This is a genomic window from Saccharopolyspora spinosa NRRL 18395 (assembly GCF_000194155.1).
GTDB classification, from domain to species: domain Bacteria; phylum Actinomycetota; class Actinomycetes; order Mycobacteriales; family Pseudonocardiaceae; genus Saccharopolyspora; species Saccharopolyspora spinosa.
This window is the reverse complement of sequence record NZ_GL877882.1, coordinates 235,220-249,222: the sequence shown is the minus strand read 5'-3', so window position 1 is coordinate 249,222 and position 14,003 is coordinate 235,220. Positions and strand designations below refer to the sequence as shown.

The 14,003-nt window shown below is 64.6% G+C and carries 16 protein-coding genes; 4 read left to right on the top strand and 12 right to left on the bottom strand.

Annotation, left to right across the window (positions count from 1 at the left end; genetic code table 11):
* The first annotated feature begins 3 nt into the window (after positions 1 to 3).
* Positions 4 to 2,031 carry a hypothetical protein gene (locus tag SSPN_RS0136680; protein ID WP_010314884.1) on the top strand — a complete coding sequence of 676 codons (2,028 nt, stop codon included), beginning with the start codon at positions 4 to 6 and terminating at the stop codon, positions 2,029 to 2,031.
* A 138-nt stretch (positions 2,032 to 2,169) separates the two neighbouring features.
* Positions 2,170 to 2,319, top strand: coding sequence for a hypothetical protein (locus SSPN_RS56000; protein WP_010314883.1), 150 nt, complete (start codon positions 2,170 to 2,172; stop codon positions 2,317 to 2,319).
* A gap of 497 nt (positions 2,320 to 2,816) precedes the next feature.
* On the opposite strand, the gene SSPN_RS49685 is transcribed toward SSPN_RS56000, so the two are convergent.
* A complete protein-coding gene (locus SSPN_RS49685) occupies positions 2,817 to 3,554 on the bottom strand; it encodes a tRNA-dependent cyclodipeptide synthase (RefSeq protein ID WP_049887729.1) in 738 nt (245 codons plus the stop codon).
* Between the two features lie 442 nt (positions 3,555 to 3,996).
* Between SSPN_RS49685 and SSPN_RS58890 the strand changes: the two genes are divergently transcribed.
* Positions 3,997 to 4,467 (top strand): metallophosphoesterase family protein, encoded by a 471-nt coding sequence (locus tag SSPN_RS58890; RefSeq protein ID WP_202798998.1) that lies wholly within the window; start codon positions 3,997 to 3,999, stop codon positions 4,465 to 4,467.
* A 45-nt stretch (positions 4,468 to 4,512) separates the two neighbouring features.
* Positions 4,513 to 4,878 (top strand): metallophosphoesterase family protein, encoded by a 366-nt coding sequence (locus SSPN_RS58885; RefSeq protein ID WP_202798997.1) that lies wholly within the window; start codon positions 4,513 to 4,515, stop codon positions 4,876 to 4,878.
* Here SSPN_RS58885 and SSPN_RS61065 read toward each other — a convergent pair.
* The 11 genes from SSPN_RS61065 to SSPN_RS47630 form a co-directional block, all read right to left on the bottom strand.
* A complete protein-coding gene (locus tag SSPN_RS61065; protein WP_010314881.1) occupies positions 4,818 to 5,546 on the bottom strand; it encodes a hypothetical protein in 729 nt (242 codons plus the stop codon). The genes SSPN_RS58885 and SSPN_RS61065 overlap by 61 nt on opposite strands.
* A 104-nt stretch (positions 5,547 to 5,650) precedes the next feature.
* Positions 5,651 to 5,854 (bottom strand): hypothetical protein, encoded by a 204-nt coding sequence (locus SSPN_RS57310; RefSeq protein WP_170121565.1) that lies wholly within the window; start codon positions 5,852 to 5,854, stop codon positions 5,651 to 5,653.
* 116 nt (positions 5,855 to 5,970) lie between these two features.
* Complete coding sequence (locus SSPN_RS47645) at positions 5,971 to 6,882, bottom strand: U32 family peptidase (protein WP_010314879.1); 912 nt, start codon at positions 6,880 to 6,882, stop codon at positions 5,971 to 5,973.
* Between the two features lie 28 nt (positions 6,883 to 6,910).
* Complete coding sequence (locus tag SSPN_RS0136650) at positions 6,911 to 7,684, bottom strand: amino acid ABC transporter ATP-binding protein (RefSeq protein ID WP_010314877.1); 774 nt, start codon at positions 7,682 to 7,684, stop codon at positions 6,911 to 6,913.
* Positions 7,681 to 8,112: an amino acid ABC transporter permease gene (locus tag SSPN_RS49680; RefSeq protein WP_237710952.1), complete on the bottom strand. Its 432-nt coding sequence runs from the start codon at positions 8,110 to 8,112 to the stop codon at positions 7,681 to 7,683. The genes SSPN_RS0136650 and SSPN_RS49680 overlap by 4 nt, the downstream gene beginning before the upstream one ends.
* Positions 8,007 to 8,642 carry an ABC transporter permease subunit gene (locus SSPN_RS49675; protein ID WP_010314873.1) on the bottom strand — a complete coding sequence of 212 codons (636 nt, stop codon included), beginning with the start codon at positions 8,640 to 8,642 and terminating at the stop codon, positions 8,007 to 8,009. Before SSPN_RS49675 ends, SSPN_RS49680 begins: the two co-directional genes overlap by 106 nt.
* A gap of 40 nt (positions 8,643 to 8,682) precedes the next feature.
* Positions 8,683 to 9,564, bottom strand: a complete 882-nt coding sequence (locus SSPN_RS0136640) for a transporter substrate-binding domain-containing protein (RefSeq protein ID WP_010314871.1) — start codon at positions 9,562 to 9,564, stop codon at positions 8,683 to 8,685.
* 67 nt (positions 9,565 to 9,631) lie between these two features.
* The gene (locus SSPN_RS0136635) at positions 9,632 to 11,011 is read right to left on the bottom strand and encodes a flavin monoamine oxidase family protein (RefSeq protein ID WP_010314869.1); all 1,380 of its coding nucleotides are present in this window, start codon (positions 11,009 to 11,011) and stop codon (positions 9,632 to 9,634) included.
* A 71-nt stretch (positions 11,012 to 11,082) separates the two neighbouring features.
* Complete coding sequence (locus SSPN_RS49670; RefSeq protein ID WP_143539594.1) at positions 11,083 to 12,093, bottom strand: M24 family metallopeptidase; 1,011 nt, start codon at positions 12,091 to 12,093, stop codon at positions 11,083 to 11,085.
* Positions 12,090 to 12,875, bottom strand: coding sequence for an SDR family NAD(P)-dependent oxidoreductase (locus SSPN_RS0136625; protein WP_010314854.1), 786 nt, complete (start codon positions 12,873 to 12,875; stop codon positions 12,090 to 12,092). Before SSPN_RS0136625 ends, SSPN_RS49670 begins: the two co-directional genes overlap by 4 nt.
* Positions 12,872 to 14,002, bottom strand: coding sequence for a mandelate racemase/muconate lactonizing enzyme family protein (locus tag SSPN_RS47630; protein ID WP_010314852.1), 1,131 nt, complete (start codon positions 14,000 to 14,002; stop codon positions 12,872 to 12,874). The genes SSPN_RS0136625 and SSPN_RS47630 overlap by 4 nt, the downstream gene beginning before the upstream one ends.
* Position 14,003 lies beyond the last annotated feature (1 nt).

Here is a 14,003-nt window from a genome sequence, read left to right as displayed (position 1 = left end):
CCTTTGAAACCGACCGCCGACGCCACGGGTGAGGTCACGACGCTGGACAAGCGCGTGGCCTCGCTCGACGCCGCCATTCAAGCCATGTCCGAGACCCGCGACTTCGGGAAGCACACGAAGCTGAGGCGGGTTCTGGAAGCGTTGCGGCGGGTGCTGCTGAAGCCGGGCGGCGCCGCGGCGGTCCAGGCCCGGGCGCAGGCGTTGGAGGAAGCCGGCCTGTTTGCGGGGACCGACTGGGCGTCTCCGGAGATCCTTCTCCCGGCACTGGTCGGCCCCGGGCTGCGCAGCGGGGACGCGGACACCGTCGTGGTGGAGGCGACCAGCGAGTTGCGGATGCTCGCGATCGCCCGCGGCGACTTCGCGCACCCGACGTTCTCCACCGAGGACGCCCGCCGGTTCCTCTCCCAGGTGCTGGCGATGAACCTGGAGCTGCTGTTCACCCCGCCCAGCGAGGCGGAGCGGACCAGGCAGGGCCGGACCGCGCAGCTGATCCGGGACCTGTTCCGGCACATCGCCGACGAGATCGGCTACGACAGTGTCCTGGATAAGCTGGCCGACGAGATCTGGCGGATCCTGCGCCAGCGCCCGATCCAGGTCGACCAGGTGCAGTCGTTGATCACCCGGATCGCGATCTACCGCGGCGATCCGGACGTCGACCTGGGTGCGTCGTCCGGTCAGGGCCTCGACCGCCTCATCACCAGCCTGTTCGGGACCACCGAGGCGTGCCGGGACGACCCTGGCCTCGAGGTTTTCCGCGCCAGGCTGGAGGCGATGGACGCCGGCGGCCTGCAGTATGAGGCCACCGGGTTCGCCCGGGCGATGCACGACACCGGTCTGGTGTCGCCGTACCACGCGGAGCTGCTGCGGTTCCTGCTGCACGAGAGCGACTACCTCGTCGGCGAGGCGCTCGGGTTGTCAGACACCGGCCGGAACTGCCTGCTTCGTTACCACGACCTTGTACACCGCCTGATCGAGCAAGCTGTGCACCCGCAGACCGCGCAGTGCATCTACGGGCTTGCGCTGCTGCTCGACCGCGGCATCCTCTATGCCCCGCCGGTGGTGCCCGCGCTGTCGCGCCAGCTGGCTCTGGACCTCTCCCCAGTCGTGCGGGAGCGGTTGACGACGGTGTTCGGCGACCAGCCGGAGCCGAACGCGCGGCTGACCGCCGGTGTCCTGTCGATGCTGGGCCAGCCACTCGGCGTCGGGCAGGGCGACAACCCGACCTGCCAATCGGCCCGCGCTCTGTCGATGTGGGCTTACAACGACCCGGACTACCTGCTGCAGGTGGTGGCGTGGGCCGCGCGCGATGACGAGATCATCATGCACTTCGAAGGCCAGCCAGTGTCGTCGAAGGACAGCGTGTCCGGAGTCGCGAGCACCCAGCCGACGGATCTGGACCCTGTTTCGTTGCTGGTGGTGCCTCATCTGGACCGGATTTATGCCGAGATGGGAAGGAGATGCGCCGATCGGCCCGGCGACCCGCACCGGTGGGTCAACCCGGAGTTCCACGGTTGGTGGTCGGCCCGCGAGTTCTGGATCAACGTCGAGGTCGGCACCGGGAAGCTGGTCGATCTTGACGAGTTCCTGCGGCAGTTCCACGCCAGCTACCACCCCTCTTACAACGGCGGGCAGCCGGTGATCCATCCGCAGCCGGCCGGCATCGCCGTCACCGACAGCGCCGCTCGCTACGTCGGCTGGCACGCGATCACGATCCTGCGGGTCGCACCGGACCCCCAGGACGTCATGCGGGTGTACTTCTTCAACCCGAACAACGACAGCGGCCAGGACTGGGGCGATGGCATCGTTGCCTCCACCGCAGGCAACGGCGAGCGGTTCGGTGAGGCCTCGCTGCCGTTCGACCAGTTCGCCTCCCGGCTCTACATCTTCCACGCCGATCCACTCGAGCGCGGGGAGCCTGAGCGGGTGCCCGCCGAGGACGTCGCGCGCATCGTTGGCTACGTCGAGCGCAGCTGGGGCGCCGACCGGCTGCCAGCGGGGAAGCTGCAGGCCTCGAAGGACCCGCAGTCCTGACCCGCGCGCAAGATCACCGATACGGGATGAAGATCGTGGTCGCTGCGGGCAAAGGCCGCCCGCGGCTGGTTGGCCGCGATAGTGGCCGGAGAGGGCAGGTCTTGCGTCGTTGGCCTGGGAGAGTTCCCGTGGATGCTGATGTTGGCCTCTCGGCTTAGAACGATCACGCCGGTACAGGACATCAAGTCCGACCACTCACTGATGCACCGCGACTTCGAGCCCTACTACGTCTGGGTCGGCGATTCCTGGTCCAAAATCGACTACGAGCGGCCCGCCGAACCTGGATGAAGCCGCTGGTGCGCGGGGCGAGAGACCGACCTGGTCGAGATCCCGCGTCCTGGTACCTCGGCGACCTTGTCCCGGTCGGAAATACGATTCTGGGTCTGGCCTGTAGGTTCTCCGCGCAGGGCAACGGCCTCCAGGGGGCGCCGGGGCCTGGGATGATCCTTCGATGCCGCTGCCGATCGTCACCGCGCTAGTCCGAAATCTGATCAAGGTGCCCGCTGTTGTGCTTCGCAGGCGCATGACCAAGGATGCGGAGATGTTGGCGTTGCGGCACGAGAACGCGGTGCTATGCCGCCAGATCGCCCGGGCCCGTCGTAGAGGTCTTGCTGCTCCCCTCGATCGTCCCGCTGCCGGTCGGCGGGACGATCGAGATTCCAGGAGTACCAGCCGGTTTGGTCGCCGTGCAGACCAGCCGAAGCCGCGCCTACCACAGGCGCTGGGACTTCCAGCGACTTGCTCGCCGGACCGCCGGGGTTCGCAATCGGCCGTATCGGCGCGGTTCACAGCGCACCTGCGGTACGTGGTCGCGGCAGGGACCCGGCCGCGGCACCGGCGTCCACCATTTCCGAAGAAGCGGACTCGACCACGACCCAGCCTTGCCGAGGTACTGCTTTCAGCGCGAACGCGCCGCGGTACAGGTCACGTTCGAACGGTTCGATGCGGTGGTAGCAGAACACAGTCTCGGGCATGCCAAGTATGGCGGGAGCGTTTACGAAAAGCGGGATCTCGGCCAGCAAGTACCGTGCCGCCATGTTCAGCTCTTCCTCCGTGAGAATGCCATCGGTTCTCCGCCTGCTCCTCGCGACTGACTCAGACTCGGCCAGACAGGCCTTCCTGAAGTCTTCATCCGCCCCGAAGACCTCCGCAACCTCGTCCCTCGTGCGCAGGTACTCCTCGTTCTCGTTGAGCCAGGCGAAGTCGATGATCATCTGCTCGGGGGACGCGACGCCGAGCATGGCAAGCGACCCGCATATCTTCCCGCGCAGCCTTCGTGCCTCGCGCCGCGTCTTCCGCTCTGCTTCCACCGCCGGATAGCCGCGGGCCTGCATCGTGAAAGCGGTGGTCGTGTCAGGGAGGAACACATGCACCGACTCGAACTCGGTCACCGCCCACCGCAGGAGCTCGTCCAGTCGCGCTTGCTTGAAGTAGCTGTTGAACAGAGCTGTGCCAACAAGAGCGTGTCGACGCCGCTGGAAGATCCGGGCGCTCTCCTCGGTCGCAGGTTCATGCCGCATCATAGGCTGGCGACCCGCGTTCACGCTTCCAGTCGTCATGGGTGTAATCACGTTGTGTGCACCTTATGTTTGGAAACTGTTTCCAGCACCCTTAGACGATTACGGCGAATCTTGTACGCAAATCCGGACGCTCCCGATTCTCCGCCGCAGCGTTTCCGAATATGCGCCCCCCGAGCCGCGCGCAGGACGCGGGATCCCATTCCCGCAGTAAAATCGGTTCGTCTTCCAGGTAATTGCCATACTTGGTTCCGCCCAGAGATCAAACAAGCCCTCTGCACGAATGGACACTGTCCTTTGTCTCAGAAAGGAACTTGGTCATGCCGAGGGCCCAGCGTTTTGATCTTTTGGGCGGAAGATCCGGTTTCGTCCGGTTTGGTCTTGGTGGCCCTGGTGAAGGGGTGAGCGCGGCTCTCCGGTGCTCTCCAGGCGCTTACGCCGAAGGATCGTGTCAGGACACACCGAGCTGGAGATGCGGCAGGCGATGAACAACATCGTGCAGCCGATGGAAGCGCGAAAGATCCCGTGGGCCATCACCTACGGCAACCACGACGAGGACTCCACCGCGAAGGGCGGCCTCGACGAGTCCGAGATGCTGGAGTACTACCGGTCCTACGCCTATAACGTGAACGAGCTGGGCCCGCGCGGCGTCACCGGTACTGGCAACATGAACCTGTTCATCCACGGCGCACGGGGCAACAACCCGAAGTTCAACCTGTGGCTGCTGGACAGCGGTCGCTACGCGCCGGGCAACATCGCCGGGCAGAACTTCGCGGGCTACCCGACCTGGGACTGGCTGCGGATGGACCAGGTCGCCTGGTATTTCCAGCGGTCGGTGGAGATCGAGCGGCAGGTCGGCCGGAAGGTGCCGGGTCTGATGTTCATCCACATCCCGTTGTGGGAGTACCGCTTCATGTGATTCGGCAGCGTCGACGGGCGCACCGACGCCGACCACGCGCGGGGTGTGGCTCGGCACGGCATCGTCGGCGAGCGCAACGAGGCCGAATGCCCCGGGCCGTTCAACAGCGGCATGTTCAACGCGATCCTCACCCGCGGTGACGTCAAGGGCGTGTTCTGCGGGCACGACCACGTCAACACCTACCACAGCAACTACTACGGCGTGCTGCTCGGTTACGCCGGCAGCACCGGCTTCGGCACCTACGGGCTGTCCGGTGCCGAGCGCAACCGCCTGCGCGGGGCGCGTGTTTACACCCTGAACGAGAACACCGAGAACGTGCTGGACAGCACTTACATGGTCTTCGCAAAGGACTACGGCATCGACCTGACCGCGAACGACCAGAGCATCGACCCGATGCCGTTGCCGTCTTGATCGGACACCCCGGGCTGCTGGACATCGTTGCGGCGGCCCGGGGTCGCGGTGCGAGCGCCGGTGATCAGGGGCGCAAGCGCGCGATGAAAGGCGATTTCAGCCCTTCGCCAACTCGTCCTGCCTGCCCCGCACCCGTCGTCGCCCGGATGCTCGGCTTCCACGAAAAACACACCACCCGCGCCCTGACCGAAGCCGCCGGAGAACGCGCGGACCGATCGTGGCTCGTCGCGCTCGGCATTGTCGAGAAGCCAGACTGGCTCGAGGATGGGGGGCGCGACCGCGGCCGGAGCGTTCGGCATCCTGCTGGTCGAGCAGAACGCGGTGGTGAGCAAGCCTTCGTCGTCCTTGTCCTGGAACAAGACGTCCTGCAGCGCGTCGCAGTTGTAGTCGGACCGCGAGGCCGGCAGTTCAGCCTCCAAGTCAGTGACGAGTTCGTCCTCGTCGTGGTGGATCCGCTCGGCGTCTTGGATCGCCAGGTCGAGGGCGATCTCCTCGGCAGTACATGTTGGGGGCGGATGCCGACCGAATTGGAGGTCGGAGCTCAGGTTGACCAGCCCGGGTACGGCAGAAGGACCTTCACCGAGGCCGTGGATGAGGTTCCGGCGCGGGCACGGCTGACCGACCGGCTGCGGCGGGCGGCCGGTGCGGCGGTGGCCAATGGCGGGCACACAATCATATTTACGACACAAATACAAGGGGCCGTGAAGCGTAATCGAGAATTCCATGATCAACACGCCAGGAACGTCGGCTCCCCCGTAAAGGGTAACCGCTCTCACCTGAATCGGGCAGCGGTGCGGATATCGACCCCAGCAGCATCTACGAATTCGGCGATGTCCCACAGTTGACCACGGACTACGCGGCCGGGAAAATCTCTTCCTACTTTCCGTTGTATCGGATCAATCATGTCTGACCCCTGTGCATGCCGAAAATCGCGCCACAGCGCGAACACGATGGCGTCGTCGGCCATCGTCGCCACCAGCTCCTCGGCACCGACACCCGACCACCACGTCGGTACGGCGCAGCGCCTCGGCGGCCCCGCCGGTCACGCCGTTCGGGTTGGTGCCGAGAGTGCCGGTACCGCCCACGAATTATTCACGCGACCGGGATCCCAGCACGGTCGCATGATTCGTCGACTTTGAGATCGGTGCCGGCGCGGGCAAGGTGTTCCAGTCCGATCGCGGCGCGACGGATGCGTTCAGCGGTGGTCTGTTCGGCCAAGGCATGCAGGTGTGACCCTGTCGGGTACATCGGCGCGACGTTGCGCAAGCCGAATTTCACATACACGGGGGCGGCGATTCTGATGATCTCGGCGATGTCGTGGTAGCGCAGGAAACCGCCGAGGCTGTCGGGGCCTTCGACATAGAGGTCGAGGACGCCGTCGGTCACCGAACGGAACGCGGCGAGCTCCGGCAGCGACGTCTCCGCCGGAATGTTGATCGAATCGGCCCCGATGCGATGGATCACCTCGGCCGAGTAGGGATTGGAGATGCCCATCAGCGCCGAAGCTTTCACGATGAGGTCGGCGGGTAGCGAGCCCTCGGTCTTCGCCTTGGCGATCAGCGCCATCAGTCCCTCGTCCGCGACGAGAACGCTGCGAATCCCGTGATCGACTGCCCGGTACACATCGCTGAGGGCACCGTGCAGTGACGCGAGGCCGACGTTGCGCGCTCCGATGGCTGCTCCCTCGGCGGTCGCCCGTGATGGACTCGCACCATCCCAAGCTGCCCGGGGACCGACGAACAAACAGACCTCGATATGGTGTGCCACGCCGAGTCGCGCATAACCGGCCAGCTCTTCGTCGGTCAGCAGCATGATCCCGCTGCCCTGCGAGATTCGATGGATCGGGACCTCGCGTCGAGCCGCCTCCTGCACAGCGATGTCGAAGGCGGCGAGCGTTTCGACGCTCGGGATCTCGATTCGGTAATGCCCTCCCCCGTCGAAGGTGAGCGGGGACGAGTCGAGCGCCGCGCTGCTTCGCCGCAGCCTGGCGATCTGTTCGAGCATCGCAGCTCCTCATCAGTGGTGGGGTGCGTCAGAGCACCTGCTGCAGAAACATCTTGGTGCGTGGGTTTTGTGACACCGATAGCACCTCACGGGCGGGTCCGTCTTCGACGATCCGCCCGGCTTCCATGAACACGGCACGGGATGCGACCTCACGCGCGAACCCGACTTCGTGCGTGACAACGATCATCGTCATGCCGAGTTCAACGAGTTTCTTCATGGCTTCCAAGACCTCGCGGACTAGTTCCGGGTCGAGTGCCGAGGTCGGCTCGTCGAAGAGCATGACCTTCGGGTGCATCGCGAGGGCCCTGGCGATGGCTACGCGCTGCTGTTGTCCGCCGGACAGCCGGTCCGGCATGTCGTTCGCTTTGTGCTCCATGCCAACCGTGGCCAGTAGTTCCTGTGCCTCGGCGATGGCCTCGGCTTTCGGGCGACCCAGTACCCCGACCGGAGCCTCGATCACGTTCTCGAGCACGGTCTTGTGTGAGAACAGGTTGAACGACTGGAAAACCATGCCGATGCTGCGTCGCTGTCGAGCCACCTCGCGCTGGGTGAGTTCAACCAGGTGGTTCTGGTTCTTGGCGAGCCGGTATCCGAGCAGCTCGCCTTCCAGGAGGATCGCACCGGAACTGGGCTTCTCGAGGTAGTTCAAGCAACGCAGGAAGGTGGTCTTGCCCGCGCCGGAGGGACCGAGCAGGCAGACAGTCTCTCCTTTCTGCACCTCGATACTCACGTCCTCGAGAATCGTGTTGTGCTTGATCGTCTTGCTGACCTTGCGAGCCTCCAGAATCGGCAACGGACTCATGAGCGACCTCCGAAGGCGTTACTGAGAATGCGGCGTCGCAGTGAGTTCGACCGGGTGAATGCGAACTTGGACTCGAGCGCCGACTGGACGAAGGTCAGGATGGTGACCACCACCAGGTACCAGATGGTGGCAACCACGAGCAGCGGGGCTATCTCGTAGGAGATCTGGTAAATGGACTGGACGGTGTACATGAGGTCGAACACGCCGATGAAAGCCACGATCGAAGTGCCTTTGAGCATGTTGATCAGATTGTTGAATATCGGCGGTATCGCGATCCGGATCGCCTGGGGCAGCACCACCCGCCGGTAGACGCGTGCCTTGGTCATGCCGAGCGCGACGGCCGCTTCCTCCTGCCCGCGAGGAACGGACAGGATGGAGGCGCGCAGAATTTCGGAGGAGTAGGCACCCTCGTTGAGCGCGAAGGCGATGACCGCGGCCAGAATGGGCGTGAGCAAATCCGTCGATGGCGCTGACCACCACATCGGCCCGGCCGGAATGCCGACATCGGCCGGGCCGGAATGCCGATACCGACCTCCGGATAGAACAGTGCGAAATTGTAGGTCAGGATCAGGAGAACGAGCAGCGGCATCGCACGAAACAACCAGGTGTAGGCTTGCGCGACCGTGCGGAGCAGCTTGCTTTTGGACAGCCGCATGAGCGCGACGGTCACCGCGATCACGAGCCCGAGCGCCATAGCCATTGCCGTGATTTCGATCGTGGTCAGGACGCCTTGCAGAATGCGCCCGTCGAACAGGTATCCGATGACGATCGGCCACTGGACGGCCTTGTTGGTGAAGAAGCTCACCAGCACGGCCGCTGTCAGGATCGTCGTGACGATTGTCGCCACGATGAGCGGTATCGAGATCCGCTCGCGCGTGGGCAGATCCTCCAGGTTCGGCCGGCCGTCCTTTACTCGCGGGGGTTTCAGCACATCCTGGGCCTGGGTTTCACCGTTCATCTTCGCCCGTTCTTCCTGAGTATCGCGGGTCGTCTGCTCGTCAGTTCACATTCGGATTCAGCTCTGCCTTGTCGGCGATGTTGCCCTGCAGGCCCCACTTGGTGAGGATCTTCTGGTAGCTGCCGTCTGCGATCATCTTGTTCAGCGCCTTCTCGACGGCGGGCGCCAGCTCGGAGTTCTTCGGGAAGGTCCAGCCGACCTTGCTCTGCAGGTAGGTCGGGCCGGTCAGCTTCCACTCCTTACCTACCTTGTCCTGATCGGACTGGATAAAGTAGCCGAGCGTCGACACGGGGGCGCTCAGCGCCTTGATGCGACCGCTCGCGGCGGCAAGGTACAGCGAGGGCACATCCGGCAGTGCGACCAGTACGATCGCACCCTTGCCCTCCGAGGTGCATTTTGTCGAGACCTTCTGCAGATATGCCGTGTAGTTGGCGCCGGACTGCGTGCCGATGGTCAGTCCACACAGGTCCGATTCCGAGCTACCGATATCAGGATTGTCCTTTGTGGTCATGAAGGTGTAGCCGTCTTTGAACTGTGATAGCTGCGTGTACTTCGCCGCGCGCGCGGCCGTGATGTCGGTCTGGAGCACGAAGTCGTACTTGCCTTGATCGAGGCCGAGCAGCATGCTCTCGAAAGCGGCCGGCTCCACCTTGATGTGAATACCAAGCACTTTGGACAGTTCGGCGAGCAGTTCGGGATCCTCGCCAACGGTCTGCCCGTCTTTCTGGAAGGACAGCGGCGGTTGGTTGGTCTGCAAGGAGACCGTGATGCCGCCCCGGAACTTCTCGGGAACTGCGGAGTACAGGGGCGCGCTGGTGTCGCTGGGCGCGGCGGATGACCCCGAGCTTCCGGAGGAACCGCACGCTGCCGTTGCCAAGAGGAGGACGGCGGTCAGTCCTGCCGTGGCGAGCTTGCGCTTCATGATCTGCTCCCGTCGTGGTGATGAACGCGGTGTTCGGAGATCCAGGCTCACTGACGCTCTGGAAGATTCATCTGCGGGCGAATTTGATCCTGTCGACGGCGAGTCGCGCCGCACGCACGGCTTGTTCCATGCCGCTCAGGGGGTCGAAGTAGTCACCGGCGAGACCGACCCGGCGGTCGGGGTGTCCGGCCTCCAGCACCGACTGATACGCGTTGCGGCCAGGAGCCGCGTATGCCGTACCCAGCGGCCAGCGCTGCACGTGCGCCTCGACGATCTTTCCCTGGTACTCGGGAAGGATCTCGAGGAATTGCGCGAGATAAACCGCGGCGATCTTTTCGTCGGGCTCGTTCATCAGCTCCTCGGCGCGCGGACCTCCGCGATAGGCCATGAAAGCTCCGCCATCGCGGTGCGCGGAACGCGGGTGTACCGGGTTGGCGTGATTGAACAGGAAGTCGAACTGTTTACCAGGCGTGGTGATCGCGTACAGATGATCCGTCGATGCGGGAGCGGTCTCGTTGGTGAATATGCCGACGCTGAGAAATGCACCATACGTCACTGAATCAAGACCGGCGCCAAGCTCCGGCGGCATCGGGTGGAGAATCTTCCGCGCGATTGGGGCCGGCGTCGCGACAATGACCGTGTCGGCCGTGACCGTCGATGGCCCGGAGGGCGACTCGAAATCGATTTGAATGTTCTTCTCCGACGTCGCGTCGACCAGGGTGACCGGCGCCGAGAGCCGCACGGCGTCATTCCCGAGCACCGCAAGGAGTCCCTCGATAACGGTCTCCGTTCCGCCGACCATGACCCGAGCGGTCGCCCCGGGCGCATTGGCTGGTCCCATGACGTGCGCCAAGCACATGAGCGCGGCGCCCGCCGAGACTTGTTCCGGCTCGCCGGCGGACCGGCGAGCGAGCGCGCGGATGAGCGGGTCCATCGCGGCCGGGACACCGTTCATGAATTCGGCGAAAGTCCGGCCGGCCTCGAAGTCGACTGTCTCTCGGCGTTGCTGGTCGCGTTCCTCGTCGGTGGTGGCAACCCGGTGCTCGATCCGGTTGAACCTCGACATGGCGAGGGAGAGCTTCAGCCCCTTGCGCACGAAGGCCAGGCGCTGCCGCATTGGCATCGGCAGAACGAACGGGAGCATCTCGACGCGCGATGGGTTGATGATCTTGTCGTCTGCCACGATTCCCCTGAGGGATCCGGGGATGTCGATGACCTCGATCCCCAGCTCCTCCGCGAGAGCGCCCATGATGCTCTCCGGGTTCGGATAGACGTGCGCACCGACGTTAACCCAGCGATTACCCATGCGGTGCGATCGGATCCGCCCGCCGGTGCGTTCGCTCGCCTCGAGCACGAGGACGCGACGGCCGCGCAGCTGATAGGCCGCGTACAGGCCGGCCAATCCGCCGCCCACGATGACGGTTTCGTAGTGGTTCTCCGTCGTCATGGCATACCTCTCATCCGGTCCGGACGATCCTCGATGGTCAAGGGTTTCTGTTCATCTGCACGACGTACCGTTTAGCCGAGTGCGAGGGAATGTGTGGTCAACAGTTCCGCACCTCCCGCACCCACTCGCATCACGTGCTCGACCCGCACGCCGAAACCCTCGGCGTAGCCACCTGGCTCGATGGCGAGGACGAAACCTTCCCGGAGGACCGCCGTCGATGCCGGGCTGAAGAGCGGATAATCCTGTTGTTTGAGTCCGACGCCGTGCCCAGTCAGATGCGGATAGGTGTATCCGGCGTCGGCCATGATGTCTCGAACGGCGCGGTCAATCTCGCCGACAGTCCGCCCTGGCTCGACCAACGCGATAGCGCGCTCGAGCGCTTTCATGGCGGCCACGTGCAGCCGCCGGATCTCCTGGTTCGGCGTCGCGCCGACCACTACCGTGCTGCACGAGTCGGACCAGTAGCCATCGATGAGCGGTGCGAAGTCGAGCAGTGCGGTCTCTCCCGCCACGAGGCGCTTGCCCGTCGGTGGCATACCCACGAGAGCACATCGCAAGCCGAACATCAGGTCCACAATGGGCGCCGGTGCGTCGTGCGGATGACTGACGGCTTCGAACACCGCCGCAGCCACCTCGGCCTCACTTACGCCCACCGCAAGTCTCTCTCGGAACACCGTCTGCGCGCGGCTGGCCAGCCGACTCGCGAACCGAACGCGATCCAACGCGGCTTCATCCAAACAGGACCGGAGCGGCGCGAGCAGGTGCGTCAGGTCGTACAAACTCCGCCCGCCCAGCACCCGGCCGACCGTCGCGGGAAGCGCCGATGTCTCCACCCCGACCACGGCCAGATCCAGCCCCAGCCGCTCTCGGACCTCGCGGGCGTCACCGGCAAAATCGTCACCGGTGACCGGTCGCAAGCTCGTCTCCGTGACAATGACGCCGGTGGCTTCCTTCGGTTCGTCGTCGAGAAGCCACCGGACGGTGGCGTGATCGGTGGCGACGAATGCCCCGATGGACAGCGACTCCATCACTGCGCGGGCACTGTCCAGCCGTGACGGCGACTGCGCTCTATCGGCGTTCACAACGTCAGCACCCCGGCCGCGAGCACGCCCCCGTCGCACGCGATCGTGGCTCCCGTGACGTAGGACGCCGCGTCACTCAACAGCCAGCTGACGGCCGCGGCGGGTTCCGATGGGTCGGCGATACGGCCCAGCGGAACCTCGCCCGCGATCTGCTGGCGCATCCGTGGCACCGTGGCGGGATCGGCATTGGCCCACATGAGCGGCGTCTCAGTAGCGCCAGGAGTCACCGAGTTGACTCTGATGCCGCGACTCGCGTACTCCACCGCAAGGTTGCGGGTGAGCGCGGCGACCCCACCCTTCGACGAGGCGTAGGCAGCCACGCCGCCTGGGGGCGACACGGTCGCGAAGGGAGACGAGATGCATACAATCGCCCCAGAGGTCTCCTGGCTGACGAACGTGCGCAGCGCGCCTCGGCATAGGTAGAACGTGCCAAAGAGGTTGATCTCCAAGACACGTCGGAACGCGTCGTCTCCGAACTCATGGCTTGGCCCGCCGTCGTCGACCCCGGCGCAGCTCACCAGGCCGGTGAGTCGTTCACCTCGCTCGACGATCCCGTCGAACACCGCATCCACCGCGGCAGAGTCGCGGACGTCGAGCTGTACCGCGAGCAGTTGGCCATTGTCGATGGCCTTCGCCTGCTCCGGAGACAGCGCCAATGCCTGGATGTCGACGCCGATGACTCGTGCGCCGAGAGCCAGCTGCGCCTCCACCACCTCTCTCCCGATGCCGCTGGCGGCTCCCGTCACCACGACGAGGCGCTCGGGCGAACCGATGGCGTTCATGCCGCGACGGCCGTCGAAGAGGTTGTCTCGTACGAGACAAGCGTGGCCGCATCCATTGCCGGCCAATCGATATCGAGTCCGAGCCCGTTGCCCGACGGCGGGCGAACCATTCCGTCCTTACCGACGCGGATCGGGTTCAGGATGCCGTATTCGTAGGCCTCGTATGGCACTGGCGATTCGAAGTAACTGCTCGACAGGTTCGACAGTCCGATGTGCAATGCAGCGGCTTGGATAAAGGAATAGCCCCAGCTCTGCTGCTCGGCCGGCAGGCCAAGACAGTCCGCCAGTGCGACCAGTTTGCGGGCCTGTGAAATGCCGCCGCTCATCGTCGCGTCGAACCGCACCGCGTCCCACGGGCCCTGGGCCGCGTAGGTATAGAACTCTTGCAGATCGAGCAGCCAGAGGCCATGCGGCACAATCGGTACGTCGATCCGCTCACGCAGCCGACGGTAACTGTTCAAGTCGTAATCCTTGAACGGCGCCTCGAACCAGCGGAAATTCATGTCACTGAGTTCGCGGCCGACCCGCAGCGCACCCCAATAGTCGTAACGATTTTCCGCGTCGTGCATGAGCGTCAGCGTGTCGCCGAATTCCCGGTGCGCCGCCCGCAACATTTCCAGGTCACGTTCGGGCACATTCCACGCGTGGAATTTGACGGCGGTGAACCCCTCGTCGGCCATCTCCTCGAGATGTTTGAGATAGTCGTTGACGGTGTCGAGTTGCGCCGTCGACGCGTACGCCGGCATCTCATCGCGCGCTCCGCCGAGGTAGCGGTAGAGCGGCAAGCCCGCCTTTTTCGCGGCGAGATCCCACAGTGCGATGTCGACCGCGGCCACGGTGCCGGGCGTCGCGGGAGTGATGACGGTGTGCAGATCGTGCCATCGCGCCTCGATGTTGGCGGCTTCCTTACCGATGATGAACTGAAGCAACGGGCGAATGGACTCGAAGTTGGAGTGGTCGTACTGACCCGCTCCATAGCTCTGCGCCATGCCGTAGCCGACGGCGCCGTCGGAGTCTTCGATCTCGACAAGTGTCATCAACATGAGTTGTGGCGGCATGTTGGCCCAGGTGGTTCGTGGGATCTCCGGACCGATACCGCGCACTCTGATGCGTGCGATGGACGCCATT